Here is an 18,253-nt window from a genome sequence, read left to right on the forward strand (position 1 = left end):
CGCGTCCCGGGTGGGGATGCGGCCCTCGGTCTTGCTCGCTGCTCGCTGCTCGCTGCTCGCTGTTGGCTGTTGGCTGTTCGCTGTTCGTCTAACGAGTCAGCGAAACGATCATCTTGCCGGTGTTCTCACCGCGGAGGAGGCCGACGAAGGCGTCGTAGCCGTTCTCGATGCCCTCGACGACGGTCTCGTCGTACTTGAGCTCGCCGGAGCGGATCCAGGCGGAGACCTCCTGGACGAACTGCGGCTGGAGCGCGACGTGGTCGTTCACGAGCATGCCCTGCATACGCAGCCGCTTGCCGATGAAGAGCGCGAGGTTGCGCGGTCCCGGGGCCGGCTCGGTGTTGTTGTACTGGGCGATCATGCCGCAGACGGTTACCCGGCCGTGCAGCTTGAGCGAGGAGATCGCGGCCTCCAGGTGTTCGCCGCCGACGTTGTCGAAGTAGACGTCGATGCCGTCGGGGGCGGCCTCCTTCAGCTGCTCCGCGACGGGGCGGGGCTCCTTGTAGTTGAAGGCCGCGTCGAAGCCGTACTTCTCGACCAGGAGCTTGACCTTGTCGTCCGAGCCCGCCGAGCCGATGACGCGCGAGGCGCCCTTGAGCCTGGCCAGCTGGCCGACCTGGCTGCCGACGGCGCCTGCCGCGCCGGAGACGAAGACGGTGTCGCCCTCCTTGAAGGAGGCGACCTCGAAGAGCCCGGCGTAGGCGGTGAGGCCGGTCATGCCGAGGACGCCGAGGTAGGCGGAGAGCGGGGCGAGCGAGGAGTCGACCTTGGTGGCGTGCCGGGCCGGCACCTGGGCGTACTCGCGCCAGCCGAGGCCGTGCAGGACGTGGTCGCCGACCGCGAAGCCCTCGGCGTTGGAGGCGATGACCTCGCCGACCGCGCCGCCGTCCATGGGACGGTCGAGCTGGTAGGGCGCGACGTAGGACTTCACGTCGTTCATCCGGCCGCGCATATAGGGGTCCACGGAGAAGTGCAGATTGCGCACGAGGACGTGTCCCTCGCCCGGTTCGGCCACGGGCACCTCACGCAGAGCGAAGTCCTCCGCCTTGGGCCAGCCGTGCGGGCGGGCGACGAGGTGCCATTCACGGCTGGATGTGGGGAGTGTGGACATTCTGCGTTCCTCCTAGGAAAAGCTTCACTACCTGAAACAACCATGCCTCTGGATATTTCATGTTGTCAAGTAAGTCGGTATCCTGGTGTTCATGGCCACCACGCGCTCTACGCGCCCAGACCCGCTGACCCTCGAAGTCGTCGAGCTCATTGGCGCTGTCGTGGCCCGCTACTACGCGGAGTACGAGGAGGCGGCGGCGAAGCACGCGCTCACCGGGGCGCAGGCGCGGGTCCTGAGTCTGCTGTCCCTGGAGCCGCTGCCCATGCGCCGTATCGCGCGGAGCCTGAAGTGCGAGCCGTCGAATGTGACCGGCATCATCGACCGTCTTGAGGCCCGGGGGCTGGTGGAACGGCGCCCCGATCCGAACGACCGCCGGGTCAAACTCGCCGCCACCACGGAGGAGGGCCGGAGCACGGTATCGCGCTTGCGGGAGTCACTGGACTTCGCACGGGAGCCGCTGGCGCAGCTTCCGGCGGAGGAGCGGGCGGTGCTGCGGGACCTGCTCAAGCGGATGCTGGGCGTTGAGCCGACACCCCGCTGAGCCAACACCCCGCTAGACGCAGAACCAGAGGAAGCGGTCGCAGGTCTCGCTCGGCGCCGGCTCCGCGGGAGGCGCCGACTCGCTGGGACCGGCGGGGGTCGGCCCCCCGGGCGACAACGACGGCTTCGCGCTGCCGGAGGGCCGGTCCGAGGAGGACGGCAAGGAGGACGGCCTGTCGGCGGGCTCGGTCGCGCTGGGACTCGTGCCGGCGGTGCCGGTACCGGACGCCGTACCGGTGGGGCGTACGGAAACGGGCGCCGGGACGGCAGACTCCGTCACCGGGGCGGGGCCGTCGGGCTTCTCATCGTCGTCCGTGGGCTCCGGGGCGGGCTCGGTCTCGGTGCCCGACTGCTCCTTCACGGAGGTGGCGGCGCCGTCGTCGCCCGGATCCTCGATGGCCAGCTCGGCCAGGCTCAGCGCCCCGGCCGCGATCACCAGGCCGCCGAGCACGCCGAGCACCACCTTGCGGCCGCGCCGCTTGTGCGCCCGGCGTGAGCCCGATGGCTTGGGGCGCGGAGCGCTCTGTCTGTGCGTACGGCGATGACCCGAGGGATCGGGCACCTCGTCCTGAGGGAGGAGGGGCTCCGCCGCGGGTGCGTGGGGGGTGTGATGCCGGAGTTCCTCGACGGGCGTGCCGCACCCGGCGCAGGCCAGGGCTCCGTTGAGATGCCGCCGACATGGCTGGCAGTAATCCATTTCGCCGCAGGCTATTCGGCGAGGTGAACGAGCAGTTGGTGAGCCTGTGAGGATCTTGTGTGGAACCTTCACCTTCGCGGTGGGTCGGCTCGCCGGGGTTGACGGTGCCGCGTGCCGCGGCTGTCGGGCAGGATGTCGGACATGACCGCTGCCGAGCCATTCGGGCCGCTCGACTTCCAACTCGTCCTGCTGCGCCGGATGGCCGACCACCAGCCGGAGCTGGTCGAGGACGCCCGCAACGAACTGGGCGCGTCGACGGCCCGGATGCGGGAGGCGAACCGCCGCTGGCAGGCGATGACCCGCTCCCGGAGCACGCGCGGCACGCTCGCCCGCTACCTCTCGGTGCTGGGCCCGCCGGAACAGTCCGTACGCCGCCGGATCGGCGACCTGGAGTGCGAGGCGCTGCTGTGGCGCGTGCCGCTCTGGCCGGACCTGCGGTTCGAGGTGCTGGCCGCGGCGGGGGGCGGGGCGGTCTGGAACGAATGGCTGGTCCGCGCCCCGGGGGTGGCGGGGCCGGAGCTGCGCACGGTGGAGGACCTGAGGCCGTGGTCGTGCACGGTGGACGAGGTGGCGAGGGCGTTCGCTCCGGCGCGACCGATGGAGGGGTCGGCACCGACGAGATGGCGGCTGGGGTTTGTGGTGGGGGGAGGGGTGGGGTGCGTGGGGGAGTTCACGTGGGGCCTGCTCCAGCGGGTGACGGTGGGTTGATGCGGGGGTGCTTCCCCCACCCCGCCCCTTCCCGTAACCGGGAGCTGCGCCCCCGGACCCCCTGACGGGGGAGGTTTGGTGGGGGCTGCCGCCCCCACACCCCCGCGCTCCGGCACCGCGGGTTCCGGGCGGCGCCGCCCCGAGCCGACTGCCCCCGCCACAGCGCCGGGCCCCGCCCTGCGCGGCAGCCTCGCGCCGCCCAGAACCCGGGCGAGGCCCCGCACCTGCCGGGCAGCTTCACGCCCGGGAAGGCGGCCGCTGAGGACTGACGCCCCAGCGGCTTCGCCGCGGAGCTGGTACGCGTGCGGCCTGCGCCTCGCTTGCCGTGCGCGCCAGGCCCCGGAGGGCCGGGGCCGCAGGTGCGCGGGGGACCCGCAGACGTCGTGATCTGGACGTAAAGCGGCGCAGCTCGCGCGAAGCGCGGTGGGGCAGTCCAGGACACGAGCCCCGACGCGGAAGTGAGCGGCATCGGGTGGACGTGGGCCGGGGGCGTTGGTGGTTGCTCCCGGTGGTGGGTTTCCCCGGTGAACCGCCAGAGCCGCCGGCCCGCATTGCGGGCAACCCGTACGCCGGGCGCGGGCCCCCACACCGGAGACCCGCACCCCGAGGGCCCGCACCCAGAGGCCCGCAGTCCGCGACCCGCAGGGTAGGCGTACCGCCTCCGGGGCACTCGGGCCGACGCGGTGGGGTTCCGTACCCCCGACCGGCTCACCCAGCGCGCGCCGCGCCCGCTCCGATCAGATTATGCGAAATACATACCGCACTCGGGAGGATCCGCTGTGACCGTCAGCCTTGAGCAGTTGCGCCGTTGCCATGTCGCCGTCGACCTGGGCGCCGCCAGGACCCGCGTGTTCGTCAAAGGCGCTGGGCTCGTCGTCGACGAGCCCAGCGTCGCCGCCGTGAACACCCGTACCGGCGCACTCATCGCCGTCGGCTCGCTCGCCGAGAGGATGACGGGCCGTACGCCCGACTACATCCGCGTCGCCCGCCCCGTCTCCGGCGGCACCGTCGTGGACATCGAGATGGCCCAGCGGATGCTCCGTCACCTCCTCGGCGAGAAGCTCCGCCGTCAGCTCCGCCGCAAGCCCCGGCTGCGCGCCGCCGCCAGTACCCCGCACGAAGCCGATCCGCTCGCCCAGCGCGCTACCGTCGAGACGCTCGTCGGGCTCGGCGCCCGGCGGGTCGAGCTGGTCGACACCCTCATCGCCGCGGCCGTCGGCTGCGGGCTGCCTGTCGAGCAGCCCACCGCGACCATGATCATGGTGTGCGGCGCGGCGACCACCCAGGTCGCCGTGCTCTCGCTCGGCGCCATCGTCACCGCCGAGCGGATCCCCGTCGGCGGCAACGCCATCGACTACGCGGTCATCCAGCATCTGCGCCACCAGCACGAGCTGATGCTGCCCAGCCAGTCCGTACGCCCCTTGCAGCTGGCCCTGCACGGCAACGGACTCACCCCGCAGGGGCCCGCCTCGACGGAGATCCACGGCCGGGACGTGGCCACCGGGCTCGCCCGTTCGGTGTTCGTGGACACCGCCGCCGTACGGGACGCGATCCACACCCCGCTCACCTCCGTGCTCGACGGCATCGGCAAGGTGCTGCGGGACTGCCCGCCGGATCTGGTCGCCGATCTCGCCGACCGCGGGATCATGATGGTCGGCGGCAGCGCGCTGCTCCCGGGCCTGGACCAGATGCTGCGCGACGCCACCGGGATGCCGGTGCACATCGCCGAACGGCCGGACATCTGCGCCGTACTCGGGCTCGGCGCGATGCTGGAGGGCCGGATCCAGCCGATGGTCCTCGACCCGCTCGCCGAAGACGCCGACTGAACCGACTGAACCGCGTGAACCGCGACCATGACTCGACGCGCGCCAGGGCCCACCCGCGAATAGCGTGAAGAGACAGACACCTGACCCCGGGCAGGAGGCTCGCAACCATGGCCGCGCAACCCGAAGGCACCCCTTGCTGGGCCGACGCGATGTTCCCCGACCTGGAAGCCGCCAAGAGTTTCTACGGCGAGCTGCTGGGCTGGACCTTCGACGAGGCCTCCGAGGAATACGGCTACTACACCCAGGCCCGCTCGGGCGGCAAGATCGTGGCCGCCCTCACCCCGCAGATGCCGGGCGTCGAGGGGCCCGCCGCCTGGAACCTCTACTTCGCCACGCCGGACGCCACCGCGACAGCCACGAAGATCCGTGACAACGGCGGCGCGCTCACCATGGATCCGATGACCGTGGGCGAGTTCGGCACCATGGTCACGGCGCAGGACCCCAGCGGCGTGCACTTCAGCGTCTGGCAGGCGGCAAGCCACGAGGGCTTCGAGAAGATCGGCGAGCCCGGGTCGTACGCGTGGGCCGATCTCATCACGCGGGACGTCGAGAAGGCGGACCGCTTCTTCCCCACGGTCTTCCCCTTCGAGGTCCAGCGGATGAAGCACGAAGCCGTCGACTTCCACCTCTGGAGCGTCGGCGGCAAGCCAGTGGCCGGCCGGATGAAGATGACCGACGACTTCCCGCCCGACACGCCCCCGTACATCAATGTGCACTTCGCCGTGGACAACTGCGACGACGCCGTCGCCACGGTCACCAAGCTGGGCGGGCAGGTCACCTCCGCCGCGATGGACAGTCCCTTCGGCAGGTTCGCGTCGGTAATGGACCAGCAGGGCGCGGCCTTCTCCGTGATCGATCTGCAGACGACAAAGGGCGAGATGCCCGAATGGGAGTCGTGAGGTGAGGCGCGCCTCACCTCACGCATACGTCATAGGGCAGCGGGACGGGCCTCCTCCGCACGCGGGAATGCCGCCGTCACCATGGAGGCCGGGCGCAACCTGAGATTCGTCATGACGCGCTCCTCGCGCCAATGCCCCCAACTCGCAGCGGCCTCTCCGCTCGGCCCTGCTTCCGCTTCTGCTTCCACGGGCACGGGCACGGCCACGGCCTCCGCCTCCGTCTCCGCCTCGGCCACGGCCTGCGCGCCGTTCCCGACCGTCGGCGCCGGACGCGGCACATCGCTCGTGCCCTCGTTCCCGACTCCTTGCCCGATGCCGTTCCCGACTCCGTTCCCGATGCCGTTCCCGGCTCCGTTCCCGGCTCCGTTCCCGATCCCCACCGGCTTCCCGGTCGACGGGTCCGAGTCCCGGCCGGCCTGCGGCGACGCGTTGACTTCCTTGGTGTTCGGGGCGGTCCCCTCGGCCGCAGGCGGCCGGTCCCCGGAGCTCACAGCGGCAACGTTGTCCATCGCCCACCGCTGCGCCTCGGATCCGTCGCGCACCTTGACCACCACCGCCGACCCCACGTCCGACGACGTGGGCACGAGAGCCAGCTTGTCGTTCCACCGCGGGATCACATTGCCCTGGATGGTCATGTCGTACCGCACGTCCGCGCCGTCCGCCGCCGACGACGGCGTGCATTCGTTCAGCTCGGCCATACCGTCGAGGTCATGGGAGTTGAGGCACAGATCCGCGGCGGCGGAGCTGCGCAGCAGCCCGTCGTCCTCGTACGACCACTGCTGGGTCACCGACGTGTCGCAGGAGTCCATCATCACCTCGGCGCCCAGCACCGCCCTGCCGTCGCGGATGTCGAGGCAGAGCCCGGAGTCGGCGTTGCGCATTCGCGCGTCCAGCGGGCCCGTGGGGAGGGCGGCGGATGTGGCCGACGGCTCCGGCGAGGCTTCGGACGGCGCAAGGGAACCGGGCGCGGGAGGCGCGGTGGTCGCGGTGACGGCGCCGCTCGGGACCGGCGGTCCGGCGTAGTCGGCGTCGTCCGACCAGAGCTCCGAGACGGCGGTCACCACGAGCGCGCCGGTCACCAGCACGCCGAGCCCGGTGAGTACGACTCCGGGGCGGGCCAGCGCCACCCGGCGGCCCTGGATGTTCGTCATCCGGGCCGGGAGGTTCATGCGGGGCAGGGCTCGGGCGCGTCCGCCCTTGGAGTGGCGGCCGGTAGCGCGCGTACCACCTTCGTGGCCCCCGCCCCCGGGCTCTCCGCCGCCCCCGTGTCCGGTGCCCCCGTGCCCGGTGCCCCCCTGCCCGGCGCCGGTCTGTGTTCGGGCGCGGTTGCGGGCGGGCCGCGATTCGATGTACGCGCGGGCGGCCTGGCCGAGCACCCCTTCGGCCAGCAGGACAGGCAGTCGGCCGTCGAGATGGTTGAGCTGTTCCGCGGCGTGGCGGCAGTGCTGGCACTCGGCCAGATGGCGCTGGATATCGGGTATCAGGGTGCCGCCGCGGCGCAGGGACACATCCAGCAGGCGGCTGTAGTGGCGGCAGTCCTCGTCCGGCGCGAGTTCGACATGCGCCCGCAGGCAGCCCGTACGGAGAAGTTCACGTGCCTGTTGAAGTTGGGCCGACGCGAGGCGCGGATCAATGGCCAACAGACTGGCTGGTATGGATATTCCCTCCGCCTCGACCTCCACATGCCACAGCAGGCATTGGGCGGCTCCCGGCAATGCCTGGAAAGCGCGGAAGACCAACTGCCGATTCTCCGGGAGTGAGAACATGTCGGGCCGCACGGTCCGCCCGCCGTCCGGGTACTGGAGTTCGGGCAGCGCGGTGATGCGCTGGTCGGCAGCCCAGCCCTTGGCAATTTGACGGCAGGTCAGCAATAGGAGCGGACGGATGGCCTCGGCCGTCCCGACCTTCTTGAGGTTTTCCAGCACCTTGCCGAAGGCCGCCGTCGAGAGCATCGCCGCGGCCTTTGTGGTAGGCGTGCAGATCGCAGCGTAATCGAACACCGGCTGCCAGTGCCGCGCCAGCAGCACCGCTACGGGGTGCGCCTCGTCCGTCCCCCCGCTGGTCCGCAGCGTGGTCGCGAGACCTTCGTCGGAGCCGGAGGAGCCGAAGGCCGTCCGAGCGGGCGGGAAGGACGGGACGGGAGGCATGGTATGGGGATTCTGCATAGACGTCTTTCCATCCAGGGCATTGCAGTGGGGGGTTGCAGGCCTCTCAATCCCGGTCAACCGGCCGTACTTCTCCCACCGGTTGAAGGGACACGACTGATTCGGGCATTGACATTGACGCAGCAGATTGGTCTATACCTGGTTCAGTCACGCTCGATGTTTTCGGAGTGACGTGGGGCGCCAGGCAATTCGAACGGTTGAGCAAAGCGCCATGGTGTGGCTGGGGAAGCTCACCCTTACACAACCCCCCTACATGGAACAAGAGTTACGGAACGCGACCGTCCACGACGGTCGATAACAGGAAAGGCCCGCACTCCTGTACCACTCACCCTTGCCGCTCAACCTTGCTCAAAATTGAGTGATTCTGACCGCGCGGTGGGTGAGAGGAGCGCGGACTCACAGTGCCACGACAACTGCCTCGGTCGCCTTGACGCTGGTCCATACGGAAGTCCCTTCGGCAAGCCCCAGTTCGGCAGCGGCCTGCGGGGTGATCTCGGCGACCAGATCCGGTGCCTGTCGCGAAGTGACCAGAACACGTAGTCGGCTGCCGGTGGCCGTGAGTTCCCGAATGGTACCGGGCCAAATGTTGCGCGGGCTGCCGCCCGGCCTCTCGCGGTGTACGGAGACGGCCTCCGGGGCGATGATCGCGAGCGCCTCGGTACCCGCGGGCAGCGGCTCGGCGACGACGAGCCGCCCGCCGCCGTGCAGCGCCAGACCGCCGGCCGTCGCGATGCCGGGCCAGGCGTTGCGGCCGAGCATCCGGGCCACCCACGGAGAGCGGGGGTGGCGGGTGACCTCGGCGGGCGGGGCGTCCTGAAGGGCGCGGCCCTCGTCCAGTACAAGGACCCGGTCGGCCAGCGACACGGCTTCGACCGGGTCGTGGGTGACGATCAGGCAGACGCCGCCGAAGCTTTCCAGGTGGGTGCGCAGGGTGTGGCGTACCTGCGCACGCGTGGTCTGGTCGAGAGCGGCGAGCGGCTCGTCCAGGAGCAGCAGCCGGGGGCGGGCGGCGAGCGCGCGGGCGAGGGCCACGCGCTGGGCCTGGCCGCCGGAGACCTGGGCGGGCTTGCGGTGCGCCAGGTGGCCGACGCCGAGCCGGTCGAGCCACTGGAGCGCGGCACGGCGCGCCTCGGCGCGCGGCACGCCGTGGGCGCGCAGGCCGTACGCGGTGTTGGCGAGGGCCGTCAGATGCGGGAAGAGGGCGCCGTCCTGGGGGACCCAGGCGACGTGGCGGCGGTGCGGGGGGAGGTCGGTCACGTCGGTGTCGCCGAGGCGGAGGGCGGCACGGGAGCGCGGGGTCAGGCCGAGGAGGGCGCGCAGGAGGGTGGTCTTGCCCGCGCCGTTGGGGCCGACGACGGCGATGGTGGTGCCGGGTTCGGCGTCGAGGGTGAGGTGGTTGAAGCCGGTGACGTCGGCGTGGAGGGACCAAGTGGCCTGCGCGGCCGGGACTTCGGAGATCGCGGTGTCAGTGTCGGTGTCGGTGCCGGTCTCAGGCGGCTCCGTACGGCGGTCCTCATCCTCCGTACGATCCTCCGAGCCGTACTCGGGGCGCCGGCGGCCCACCGGACGTACGGACGCCCCTACGCTCCAGCGGCCCCGCAGCGCGATGAGCACCACCATGGCGATGGCCAGCAACAACAGCGAGACGGACGTCGCGGCCTCCGGCTGATCCTGGAGGAGCAGGTACACCTGAAGGGGCAGCGTCTGCGTCGTACCGGGCAGGTTCCCCGCGAAGGTGATCGTCGCGCCGAACTCACCGAGGGCCCGCGCCCAGGTGAGGGCGGCTCCGGCGATGAGCCCGGGAGCCACCATGGGCAGGGTGACGGTGCGGAACACCCGTACCGGCGAGGCTCCCAGGGACGCCGCGGTCTCCTCGTAACTCGGCCGGAGCCCGCCCAGCGCGCCTTCGAGGCTGATGACGAGGAACGGCATCGCGACAAAGGTGGCGGCGACGACGGCACCGGAGGTGTGGAAGGGCAGCGTGATGCCGAAGGTGCTCTCCAGCCAGGGCCCGAGAACCCCCCGGCGGCCGAAGGCGAGGAGCAGGGCCACGCCTCCGACGGTGGGCGGCAGCACCATCGGCAGCAGTACGAGGGAGCGCACGAGCGCCTTGCCGGGGAAGTCGACGCGGGCCAGCAGCCAGGCCAGCGGCACCCCGAGCAGCAGGGAGAGTCCGAGCGCCCAGAAGGAGACGAGCAGCGACAGCTTCAGCGCTTCGGTCACGCCGGGGGTGGTCAGATGCGTGGCCAGCTCGCTCCAGGACGTACGGGCGAGGATGCCGATCAGGGGCAGCAGCAGGAACGCGATGGCGAGCAGCGCGGGCACGGCGAGCACTACGGGCGTACGGGCGGTACGGGCGGTATGAGGGGTACGAGGGGTACGGAGGCGTCTCATGGGCGGGGGTCCTCTACGGCTGCTGGAAGCCCGCGTCCCGGAGGATCTTCTGCGCCTCCGGGGTGGAGAGCCACTTCACGAACGCGGCTGCGGCATCGGCGTGCCGGGATGTCTTCAGGGTCGCGGCGGGGTAGGAGGCGACGGCGTTCTGGTCGTCGGGGATCGCCACGGCGTCGACCTTGCCGGCCGCGCCGGCGGCATCGGTGGCGTAGACCAGCCCGGCGTCGGCCTCACCGAGTTCGACCTTGCTGAGGACGGCGCGGACGTTGGGCTCCTGGGAAACCGGCTTCACCTCGACGCCCTGGGCATCGAGGATCTGCCGGCTGTAGCGCCCGACCGGGACCTCGGGCGCGGCGAGCACGACCTTGAGCCTGCTGTCGGCGAGATGGCCAAGGGAGGCGATCTTCTCCGGGTTGCCCCGCTCGGCGGCGATGACCAGACGGTTCTTGGCGATGACGGTCGGGGTGCCGGTGTCGGACTTCAGTCCAGCCATGGTTTTTGTGTCGGCGGTGACCAGGGCGTCGGCGGGGGCGCCCTGCCTGACTTGCGCGGCGAGCTCCTGGGAGCCTGCGAAGGAGAAGGTCACGTCGGTGCCCGGGTGGGACTTCTCGTACGCGGCGCCCGCCGTCCCGAAGACATCGGTGAGCGAGGAGGCGGCGAGCACGGTCAGCTCAGCGCGCCCTGCTTCCCCGGAACCAGTACCGGAACCGCACCCGGCCAGCGCGACGGTGAGAGCCGCGCTCAGTGTGGCGACGGCGGTACGACGCCCATGAAAGGCGTACGGCATGAGCGAGCTCCTAGAGCGGTGTCAGGCGCGGTCGATGTGCACGCTGGTGGACTTCACCCGGGCGGTGGCCCGCATGCCGACCTCCAGCCCCAGTTCCTCGACGGCTTCCCGGGTCAGCAGAGAGACCAGCCGGTGCGGCCCCGCCTGGATCTCGACCTGCGCGGCGACGTCGCCGAGCTTGACCGCGGTGACGATGCCGGGAAAGGCGTTACGGGCGGAGGTGTACGGGACCTCCTGCTCGCCGCTGTCGCTCTGGGCGGCGACCTCGACGGAGAAGGCAGCCAGATCCCTGCCGTCGATGAGGCGTCGGCCGCTTTCGTCACGGTGGGTCGCGACCCGTCCGGCGTCCGCCCAGCGCCGTGCCGTGTCGGAGCTGACGCCCAGCAGACGCGCCGCCTGACCGATCGTATAGGACTGCATATGCGACACGTTAGGCGCTATTAACCAGCATTTACAAGCCGACTGCCGAAAACCCCTGGCACATGCGGACTCGCTGACTAGGTCGCGGCGGTATGCGGTGGCCTGCGGCTACTCCCGGCCGGGGTAGTCCGGGTCCTCGTGCGCTTCGGGGAGGGCCCGGTGCCCCTCGCTCCAGTGGTTGACCCACCCACACAGTGAGCAGGCGTACCGGCCGTCGATGCCGTGCACCTCGGTACCGCACTGCTGGCATTCGGTGCGCGTAATCTCCGAGCCGGTGCCCTCCGATGTGCCGGTCAGCTCAGGGGTCCATCTCGTCATGGCGGGACCCTATCGTCGGCCGAGGCATCGTCATCGTCGAGGCGCACTGAGCGGCCCCCGCAGCGTCCGCGAGCAGCGCCGTGAGACGCGCGGTCAGGGTCTCGTCCGGCTCCTCCCGGAACCGGCGGCGGCACTCCTCGGCCCGCTCGCGCCCCTCCCCCAGGCACCAGCCCCACCAGCGGTCGAACTCGGCGGGGCCGAGGGCACCGGCAGGTACGACGGCGGGCCACCGGCACGCCCGCGCCTGGGCCGTCACCTTCGCACCGCCCTCCACCGGGTCGACGGCGAGTGCCGGGACGCCCGCGCACAGGGCCAGCACCATGCCATGAAGCCGGTCGGTGACGACGAGGTCGAGGCGGGCCAGGGCGGCGTCGAGCTGTTCGGGGGTGGCGCACAGCCGCCAGTCATCAGGAGCCAGGCGGGTGTCGAGGGGCAGGCACGCACAGTCCTTGGTGCCCAGCCACCGGGTGACGGCGCCTGCGGCCTCGTCATGCCTGCGCCGTTCGCCGTACTCGCGCTGCCCGTGGGTCAGGACGACGCCGACGACGGGTGGCCGCCGTCCGCCGCGGAGGGCGGCGTGCCCGGCGGCGGCCAGGTCCTGTGCGACACGGTGGCCGGCTCCGTCGCGGGCGAGGACGTGGTGGAAGCCGGTGACGGCGGAGGCGGCGGGGTCGATGACGCTGGTGCCGACGGCGATCCGCAGGCAGTGGGCGAAGCACCGGTGCAGGGCCTCGATCTGCGGGCCGTGCAGGGGGCCACAGACGAATACCAGCTGCTCGTACCAGCGCGGGTCGACCTCCTCCAGGTGGAGGGCGTCCGGCCGGAAGCCCGGGCTCCAGGCGGTGTCGTACGGCAGTCCGGCCGCGTCGAGGGCGTGCTGTACGCGGCGCAGCGCCAGCTCGTCCCCGGCCGTCACCTCGCCGTCGCGAAAGCTGAACCAGCCACTCAGGAGGGTGCGACGCATGTCACACGGGTGGCCTCAACGGCCGGATTCACACTCCTCAAGGAGTTGTAATAAACTTTGTAGTACATTGATGGCATGAAGAGTTCCCGCGCCGGCGGTACGGAGAACATCTCCGTATCCATGCCATCAGAGCTCGTCGACGCACTGCGCTCCCGCACCGGAAAACGCGGCGTATCCGCCTACGTGACCGACGCGGTCCGCCATCAGATGGCCATGGACGGACTTGCTGAGATCGTCACGGCACACGAGGCCGAACACGGGCCTCTGACAGAGGAAGAGATCCAGACCGCTCATCGCGAGCTGTTCGGTGAACCGGATACGAGTGCGGCTGGGCAGAACACCGCGTGAAGGACCCGCTGGCTCGATCCATGATCCTGGACGCACAAGCGCTGTCGCTCCTGTCGCATGACGACCGGCGGATGATCGCCCGGATTGAAGCAGCACGGCGCGAACGTGTCCTCGCCAAGGTCTCCGTCCTCACCATCGTGGAAGCCGTCCATGGCAAGACCAGCACCGCGCGCCTGCATTGGGCGCTCTCGCGGCTGCAGGTCGAGGACGTCACTCAAGCCGACAGCATGAAAGCAGTGCGACTGCTGGAGGACGCCGGCGGCCTCCACGGCCACAAGTACGCCATCGACGCGTTGGTCGCCGCGATGGCACTCCGCTCGCCCGCCCCCGTGCTCGTCCTGACCTCCGACCGTGACGACTGGTCACGACTGTGCGGCGACCGGATCAAAATCAAAGAAGTCTGATGGTTCGTCAGTGAGGGGCGAGGATCCACGACCAGCGATGGGTGCCGGGCGCGACCAGATACGCAGGCAGAGTGTCGGGGCCGCAGGAGGCGGTGCCGAGCCCCCGGTGACGCCGTACCAGCCGGGCGCGGCGAGCGCCCCGCCGTGGTGGCGCACGGACAGGCCCGCCGCGAGTCCGGCGAAGCGCAGCCGGTCGGCGAGCGGCCAGCCGCCGAGGGTGGCGGCGACGAAGCTCGCGCCGAAGACGTCGCCGGCGCCGGTGGCGTCCAGGACGTCGGTGTCGAGGGCCGGGACCTTGGCGTATTCGCCAGTCGTCTGGTCCGTGGCGAGGGCGCCGTCACGGCCGCAGGTGACGACGGCGACCGGTACGAGCTCGGCGAGCCGGAGGAGCGCGGCGGCCGGGGTGTCCGTACGCGTGTAGGCCATGGCCTCGCCGTCGTTGGGCATGAAGGCGTGGCAGAGGGAGAGCTGGTCCAGGATGTCGGTGGACCACTGCTGGGTGGGGTCCCAGCCGACATCGGCGAAGATCCGGGTCCCGGCCGCCGCGGCTTTCGTGATCCACTCCTGCGGCGCGGCGCCGATGTGCACGATCGCGGACCGGGCGGCCGGCGCGCTGTGCATCAAGTCGTCCTGGGCGTATGGGGGTTCCTGGCCGTGGGTGACCAGGGAACGGTCGTGGCCCTGCGCCAGGGAGACGGTGACGGGTGTGTTCCAGCCCGGTGCCGTACGGGACAGCGACAGATCCACACCCTCCTGACCGGCGAGGATGCCGCGGCAGTACGTGCCGTAGAAGTCGTCACCGAACACCGTGGCCAGCGAGGTGCGCAGGCCGAAGCGGGCGGCGGCCACCGCGAGGTTGGCGATGCCGCCGGGGCCGCAGCCCATGCCCCTGGTCCAGATCTCCTCGCCGGGGGCGGGCGGTTTGCCGAGCCCGGTGAGGACGAGGTCGTAGAAGAGCAGCCCGGTCAGCAGGACGTCCGGCCGGGCACCGGGGGCCCGGTCCGAAAGCGCGGGTGGCTCGGTCACGAGCGCATCCTCTCGTCAACTACTCGTCAACTGTGTGCAAGGGCGTGCACAGGATCGTGACCGCACGTGCCACATTTGGCAATAGTTGAGCAGTGATGCTCATGGAAATGATTGAAATTGACGAGTAGTGTTCAGCGCATGCTGGCTGAACGGCGACATCAGATGATCCTGCGGGCCCTGCGATCCGGCGGCCCCGCGACCGTCGCGGACCTCTCCGAGCACTTGGGCGTCAGCGGCGCCACCGTGCGGCGCGACCTGGTGAAGCTGGAGGAGATGGGGCTTCTCTCCCGGGTCCACGGGGGCGCGGTGGTGGAGGAGGGCGACCAGCCCTTCGCCGAGGTCGCCGAGATGCGCGTATCGGAGAAGGACGCCATAGCCGCATGCGCGGCGGACATGGTCGAGGACGGCTCGTCGGTGCTGCTGGACATCGGCACCACCGCGTACCGCCTCGCCCGCCGACTGCACGGCCGCAGACTCACCGTGATCACCAGCAACCTCGTGGTGTACGAGGAACTGGCTGACGACACCGGCATCGAGCTGATCCTGCTCGGCGGTATGGTCCGCCGCGAATACCGCTCCCTGGTGGGCTTTCTCACCGAGGACAACCTCCGTCAGCTGCACGCCGACTGGCTCTTCATGGGCACCAGCGGGGTACGCCCCGGCGGCCAGGTCATGGACACCACGGTGGTCGAGGTGCCGGTCAAGCGGGCAATGATCGCCGCCGCCGAGAAGGTGGTGCTCCTCGCCGACTCCGGAAAGTTTCCCGGCACCGGCATGGCCAGGGTCTGCGGGCCCGAGGAACTCGACGCGGTCGTGACCAACGCCTCCTCGGACCCGGCCACCTGCGCCACGTTCGAGGAGGCCGGTGTCAAGGTGGTTCAGGCATGAAGCTGATTCAGGCAGTTCGGGCGAAGGCGGTTCAGGTATGCGGCTGACGATTCTCGGCGGCGGGGGCTTTAGGGTGCCGCTGGTGTACGGGGCCCTGCTCGGCGACCACGCCGAGGGCCGCGTCACCCATGTCACCCTCCACGATGTGGACGCCCGACGCCTCACGGCCGTCGCCCGGGTGCTGGCCGAGCAGGCCGCGGGGGTGCCGGACGCCCCGGAGGTCACTGCCACCACCGACCTCGACGAGGCACTGCGCGGCGCCGACTTCGTCTTCTCGGCGATCCGCGTCGGCGGCCTCGAAGGCCGCGCGGCCGATGAGCGCGTGGCCCTGGCCCAGGGCGTGCTGGGCCAGGAGACGGTCGGCGCGGGCGGCATCGCGTACGGACTGCGCACGGTCCCCGTCGCCGTCGACATCGCGCGGCGCGTCGCCCGGCTCGCGCCGGACGCCTGGGTCATCAACTTCACCAACCCGGCCGGCCTGGTCACCGAGGCCATGTCCCGCCACCTCGGCGACCGCGCCATCGGCATCTGCGACTCGCCGGTGGGCCTCGGCCGCCGTATCGCGCGCACGCTGGGCGCCGACCCGGACAAGGCGTGGATCGACTACGTAGGCCTCAACCATCTCGGCTGGGTGCGCGGCCTGCACATCGCCGGCCGCGACGAGCTGCCCCGCCTGCTGGCCGAGCCCGACCTGCTCGGTTCCTTCGAGGAGGGCAAGCTCTTCGGCGCCGACTGGCTGCGCTCGCTTGGCATGATCCCCAACGAGTATCTGCACTACTACTACTTCAACCGGGAAGCCGTCAGCGCCTATCAGCACGCCCGGAAGACCCGCGGCGCCTTCCTCCGCGACCAGCAGGCGCGTTTCTACGAGGAGATGGAGCGGGCCGACGCCCCTCCCCTGGAGACCTGGAACCGCACCCTCGCCGAGCGCGAGGCCACCTACATGGCACACAACCGGGAGGCGGCGGGCGTCGGCGGGCGCGACGCCTGCGACCTGGAGTCCGGCGGCTACGAGAAGGTCGCCCTCGCCCTGATGCGGGCCATCGCCCGGAACGAACGCACCACGCTCATCCTCAACGTCCGCAACCGCACCACCCTGTCCGCCCTGGACGAGGACGCCGTCATCGAGGTGCCCTGCTTTGTCGACGCCAACGGCGCCCACCCCTTCTCCGTGGCACCGCTGCCGGACCATGCCACCGGCCTCGTGTGCGGCGTGAAGGCCGTCGAGCGCGAGGTCATGGCGGCGGCCGAGAGCGGGTCGCGGGCCACCGCGGTCAAGGCCTTCGCCCTGCACCCCCTCGTCGACTCCGTGTCCGTCGCCCGCCGTCTGCTGGACGGCTATCTGAACGAGCACCCCGGCCTCGCCTACCTGAACCGGAAGTAGGAGCCCCGTCATGCACGACGAACGCCGTCGCATCGAGGAACGCGTCGAGCGCGTCCTCGAACAGCGCATTCAGCCCGCCGTCCACTCCACTTCCGTGCCCTTCCAGGTCGAGGCGTGGGAGGTGCCGGACGAGCCGGTGCCGTTCGCCGAGGCGCGGTCCGCCGCGTACGAGCCTTTCGCGATGGGCACCCCGTGGGGCCCACCGTGGGGCACCACCTGGTTCAGGGTCCGGGGCGAAGTCCCGGCCGAGTGGGCGGGGGCGCGCGTCGAGGCCGTCTTCGACCTCGGATTCGTGGGCGACTGGCCGGGCAATCAGGCCGAGGCGCTGGTCCACACCCCGGACGGCAGCCCGCTCAAGGCGGTGAACCCGCAGAACCAGTACGTTCCCGTCGCCAACCCCGCAACCGGCGGCGAGCGCGTCGACTTCTTCGTCGAGGCTGCCTCCAATCCGGACATCCTGGCCCACGGCTTCCGCCCGACCCCGCTCGGCGACAGGACGACGGCGGGCAAGGCGCCCCTCTACACCTTCGCCCGCGCCGATCTCGCCGTACTGGACGAGGAGGTGTGGCACCTCTCCCTCGATCTGCAAGTGCTGCGCGAGCTGATGCTGGAACTCGACGGACACGACCCGCGGCGCCACGAGATCACGCACGCTCTGGACCGCGCCATGGACACGCTGGACCTGGACGACATCCCGGGGACAGCCGCGGACGTACGGGATTCGCTGAAGGGGGTCCTTCAGCGGCGGGCGCACGACAGCGCCCACACCCTGTCCGCCGTGGGACACGCTCACATCGACAGCGCGTGGCTGTGGCCGATCCGCGAGACAAAGCGGAAGACGGCCCGCACCTTCTCGAATGTGACGGCACTGGCGGCGGAGTACCCGGAGTTCATCTTCGCGTGCTCGCAGGCGCAGCAGTACGCGTGGGTCCGCGACAACTATCCGCGCGTCTGGACCCGTATCCAGGAGGCCGTCAGGAACGGTCAGTGGGCGCCTGTCGGTGGCATGTGGGTGGAGGCGGACGGCAACCTGCCGGGCGGGGAGGCGCTCGCGCGCCAGCTGGTCCACGGCAAGCGGTTCTTCCTGGACGAGTTCGGCATCGAGACCAAGGGGGTGTGGCTGCCGGACTCCTTCGGCTACAACGCCTGCTACCCGCAGCTGGCCAAGCTCGCGGGCAACGAATGGTTTCTCACCCAGAAGCTGTCCTGGAACCAGACCAACAAGCTGCCCCACCACACCTTCTGGTGGGAGGGCATCGACGGCACCCGCATCTTCACCCACTTCCCGCCGGTCGACACGTACAACGCCGAGTTCTCCGGCAAGGAGATGGCGCACGCGGTGCGCAACTACCAGGACAAGGGGCGCGGCACCCG

General features: G+C 70.7%; 17 protein-coding genes and 1 pseudogene. 9 read left to right on the plus strand and 9 right to left on the minus strand.

Going from position 1 to position 18,253, the window contains the following annotated elements:
* Positions 1 to 88: 88 nt before the first annotated feature.
* Entirely contained in the window at positions 89 to 1,111 is a 1,023-nt protein-coding gene (locus ACIHCQ_RS38020; RefSeq protein WP_399673004.1) for an NADP-dependent oxidoreductase, read from the minus strand.
* A gap of 91 nt (positions 1,112 to 1,202) precedes the next feature.
* Between ACIHCQ_RS38020 and ACIHCQ_RS38025 the strand changes: the two genes are divergently transcribed.
* Positions 1,203 to 1,652 carry a MarR family winged helix-turn-helix transcriptional regulator gene (locus ACIHCQ_RS38025; protein ID WP_399673006.1) on the plus strand — a complete coding sequence of 150 codons (450 nt, stop codon included), beginning with the start codon at positions 1,203 to 1,205 and terminating at the stop codon, positions 1,650 to 1,652.
* A 12-nt stretch (positions 1,653 to 1,664) separates the two neighbouring features.
* Here the strand turns inward: ACIHCQ_RS38025 and ACIHCQ_RS38030 are convergent, their stop codons facing one another.
* Complete coding sequence (locus ACIHCQ_RS38030) at positions 1,665 to 2,348, minus strand: hypothetical protein (RefSeq protein ID WP_399673008.1); 684 nt, start codon at positions 2,346 to 2,348, stop codon at positions 1,665 to 1,667.
* Positions 2,349 to 2,489: 141 nt separating this feature from the next.
* Here ACIHCQ_RS38030 and ACIHCQ_RS38035 point away from each other — a divergent pair, with 141 nt between their 5' ends.
* The 3 genes from ACIHCQ_RS38035 (at position 2,490) to ACIHCQ_RS38045 (ending at position 5,781) form a co-directional block, all read left to right on the plus strand.
* Positions 2,490 to 3,056 carry a hypothetical protein gene (locus ACIHCQ_RS38035; RefSeq protein ID WP_399673010.1) on the plus strand — a complete coding sequence of 189 codons (567 nt, stop codon included), beginning with the start codon at positions 2,490 to 2,492 and terminating at the stop codon, positions 3,054 to 3,056.
* A 779-nt stretch (positions 3,057 to 3,835) separates the two neighbouring features.
* A complete protein-coding gene (locus ACIHCQ_RS38040) occupies positions 3,836 to 4,882 on the plus strand; it encodes a rod shape-determining protein (RefSeq protein ID WP_399673012.1) in 1,047 nt (348 codons plus the stop codon).
* A gap of 107 nt (positions 4,883 to 4,989) precedes the next feature.
* Entirely contained in the window at positions 4,990 to 5,781 is a 792-nt protein-coding gene (locus tag ACIHCQ_RS38045; protein ID WP_399673014.1) for a VOC family protein, read from the plus strand.
* Between the two features lie 29 nt (positions 5,782 to 5,810).
* On the opposite strand, the gene ACIHCQ_RS38050 is transcribed toward ACIHCQ_RS38045, so the two are convergent.
* The 6 genes from ACIHCQ_RS38050 to ACIHCQ_RS38075 all read right to left on the minus strand — a co-directional run bounded on the left by ACIHCQ_RS38050 (position 5,811) and on the right by ACIHCQ_RS38075 (position 12,829).
* Positions 5,811 to 7,946 carry an RICIN domain-containing protein gene (locus ACIHCQ_RS38050; RefSeq protein WP_399673016.1) on the minus strand — a complete coding sequence of 712 codons (2,136 nt, stop codon included), beginning with the start codon at positions 7,944 to 7,946 and terminating at the stop codon, positions 5,811 to 5,813.
* 396 nt (positions 7,947 to 8,342) lie between these two features.
* A complete protein-coding gene (locus ACIHCQ_RS38055; RefSeq protein WP_399673018.1) occupies positions 8,343 to 10,340 on the minus strand; it encodes an ABC transporter permease in 1,998 nt (665 codons plus the stop codon).
* A 13-nt stretch (positions 10,341 to 10,353) separates the two neighbouring features.
* A complete protein-coding gene (modA, locus tag ACIHCQ_RS38060; RefSeq protein ID WP_399673020.1) occupies positions 10,354 to 11,127 on the minus strand; it encodes a molybdate ABC transporter substrate-binding protein in 774 nt (257 codons plus the stop codon).
* Between the two features lie 21 nt (positions 11,128 to 11,148).
* On the minus strand, positions 11,149 to 11,547 hold the full coding sequence (locus ACIHCQ_RS38065) for a molybdopterin-binding protein (protein ID WP_399673022.1): 399 nt from the start codon (positions 11,545 to 11,547) through the stop codon (positions 11,149 to 11,151).
* 108 nt (positions 11,548 to 11,655) lie between these two features.
* Positions 11,656 to 11,865, minus strand: coding sequence for a hypothetical protein (locus ACIHCQ_RS38070; protein ID WP_399673024.1), 210 nt, complete (start codon positions 11,863 to 11,865; stop codon positions 11,656 to 11,658).
* Positions 11,846 to 12,829, minus strand: coding sequence for a polysaccharide pyruvyl transferase family protein (locus ACIHCQ_RS38075; protein WP_399673026.1), 984 nt, complete (start codon positions 12,827 to 12,829; stop codon positions 11,846 to 11,848). Before ACIHCQ_RS38075 ends, ACIHCQ_RS38070 begins: the two co-directional genes overlap by 20 nt.
* 75 nt (positions 12,830 to 12,904) lie before the next feature.
* Here ACIHCQ_RS38075 and ACIHCQ_RS38080 point away from each other — a divergent pair, with 75 nt between their 5' ends.
* Complete coding sequence (locus tag ACIHCQ_RS38080; protein ID WP_399673028.1) at positions 12,905 to 13,177, plus strand: hypothetical protein; 273 nt, start codon at positions 12,905 to 12,907, stop codon at positions 13,175 to 13,177.
* Positions 13,174 to 13,581 carry a type II toxin-antitoxin system VapC family toxin gene (locus ACIHCQ_RS38085; RefSeq protein WP_399673030.1) on the plus strand — a complete coding sequence of 136 codons (408 nt, stop codon included), beginning with the start codon at positions 13,174 to 13,176 and terminating at the stop codon, positions 13,579 to 13,581. Before ACIHCQ_RS38080 ends, ACIHCQ_RS38085 begins: the two co-directional genes overlap by 4 nt.
* Here the strand turns inward: ACIHCQ_RS38085 and ACIHCQ_RS38090 are convergent.
* Positions 13,540 to 14,607 (minus strand): PfkB family carbohydrate kinase, encoded by a 1,068-nt coding sequence (locus tag ACIHCQ_RS38090; protein ID WP_399673032.1) that lies wholly within the window; start codon positions 14,605 to 14,607, stop codon positions 13,540 to 13,542. The two genes, ACIHCQ_RS38085 and ACIHCQ_RS38090, sit on opposite strands and share 42 nt — an antisense overlap.
* Before the next feature lie 138 nt (positions 14,608 to 14,745).
* On the opposite strand from ACIHCQ_RS38090, the gene ACIHCQ_RS38095 reads away from it, so the two are divergent.
* The 3 genes and pseudogenes from ACIHCQ_RS38095 to ACIHCQ_RS38105 all read left to right on the plus strand — a co-directional run.
* Positions 14,746 to 15,495, plus strand: coding sequence for a DeoR/GlpR family DNA-binding transcription regulator (locus tag ACIHCQ_RS38095; RefSeq protein ID WP_399673034.1), 750 nt, complete (start codon positions 14,746 to 14,748; stop codon positions 15,493 to 15,495).
* Positions 15,496 to 15,532: 37 nt separating this feature from the next.
* Complete coding sequence (locus ACIHCQ_RS38100) at positions 15,533 to 16,879, plus strand: 6-phospho-beta-glucosidase (RefSeq protein ID WP_399673036.1); 1,347 nt, start codon at positions 15,533 to 15,535, stop codon at positions 16,877 to 16,879.
* A gap of 10 nt (positions 16,880 to 16,889) precedes the next feature.
* A pseudogene (locus ACIHCQ_RS38105) lies at positions 16,890 to 18,253 on the plus strand (alpha-mannosidase); the annotation flags it as partial.

This window comes from Streptomyces sp. NPDC052236 (assembly GCF_044548015.1).
Taxonomy (GTDB): Bacteria; Actinomycetota; Actinomycetes; order Streptomycetales; family Streptomycetaceae; genus Streptomyces.

What these genes read in the sequence shown, in the direction of transcription:
- ACIHCQ_RS38020 (WP_399673004.1), bottom strand. Translation starts at nt 1,111, where the DNA reads ATGTCCACACTCCCCACATCCAGCCGTGAATGGCACCTCGTCGCCCGC.
- ACIHCQ_RS38025 (WP_399673006.1), top strand. Translation starts at nt 1,203, where the DNA reads ATGGCCACCACGCGCTCTACGCGCCCAGACCCGCTGACCCTCGAAGTC.
- ACIHCQ_RS38030 (WP_399673008.1), bottom strand. Translation starts at nt 2,348, where the DNA reads ATGGATTACTGCCAGCCATGTCGGCGGCATCTCAACGGAGCCCTGGCC.
- ACIHCQ_RS38035 (WP_399673010.1), top strand. Translation starts at nt 2,490, where the DNA reads ATGACCGCTGCCGAGCCATTCGGGCCGCTCGACTTCCAACTCGTCCTG.
- ACIHCQ_RS38045 (WP_399673014.1), top strand. Translation starts at nt 4,990, where the DNA reads ATGGCCGCGCAACCCGAAGGCACCCCTTGCTGGGCCGACGCGATGTTC.
- ACIHCQ_RS38050 (WP_399673016.1), bottom strand. Translation starts at nt 7,946, where the DNA reads ATGCAGAATCCCCATACCATGCCTCCCGTCCCGTCCTTCCCGCCCGCT.
- ACIHCQ_RS38055 (WP_399673018.1), bottom strand. Translation starts at nt 10,340, where the DNA reads ATGAGACGCCTCCGTACCCCTCGTACCCCTCATACCGCCCGTACCGCC.
- modA (WP_399673020.1), bottom strand. Translation starts at nt 11,127, where the DNA reads ATGCCGTACGCCTTTCATGGGCGTCGTACCGCCGTCGCCACACTGAGC.
- ACIHCQ_RS38065 (WP_399673022.1), bottom strand. Translation starts at nt 11,547, where the DNA reads ATGCAGTCCTATACGATCGGTCAGGCGGCGCGTCTGCTGGGCGTCAGC.
- ACIHCQ_RS38070 (WP_399673024.1), bottom strand. Translation starts at nt 11,865, where the DNA reads ATGACGAGATGGACCCCTGAGCTGACCGGCACATCGGAGGGCACCGGC.
- ACIHCQ_RS38075 (WP_399673026.1), bottom strand. Translation starts at nt 12,829, where the DNA reads ATGCGTCGCACCCTCCTGAGTGGCTGGTTCAGCTTTCGCGACGGCGAG.
- ACIHCQ_RS38080 (WP_399673028.1), top strand. Translation starts at nt 12,905, where the DNA reads ATGAAGAGTTCCCGCGCCGGCGGTACGGAGAACATCTCCGTATCCATG.
- ACIHCQ_RS38095 (WP_399673034.1), top strand. Translation starts at nt 14,746, where the DNA reads ATGCTGGCTGAACGGCGACATCAGATGATCCTGCGGGCCCTGCGATCC.
- ACIHCQ_RS38100 (WP_399673036.1), top strand. Translation starts at nt 15,533, where the DNA reads ATGCGGCTGACGATTCTCGGCGGCGGGGGCTTTAGGGTGCCGCTGGTG.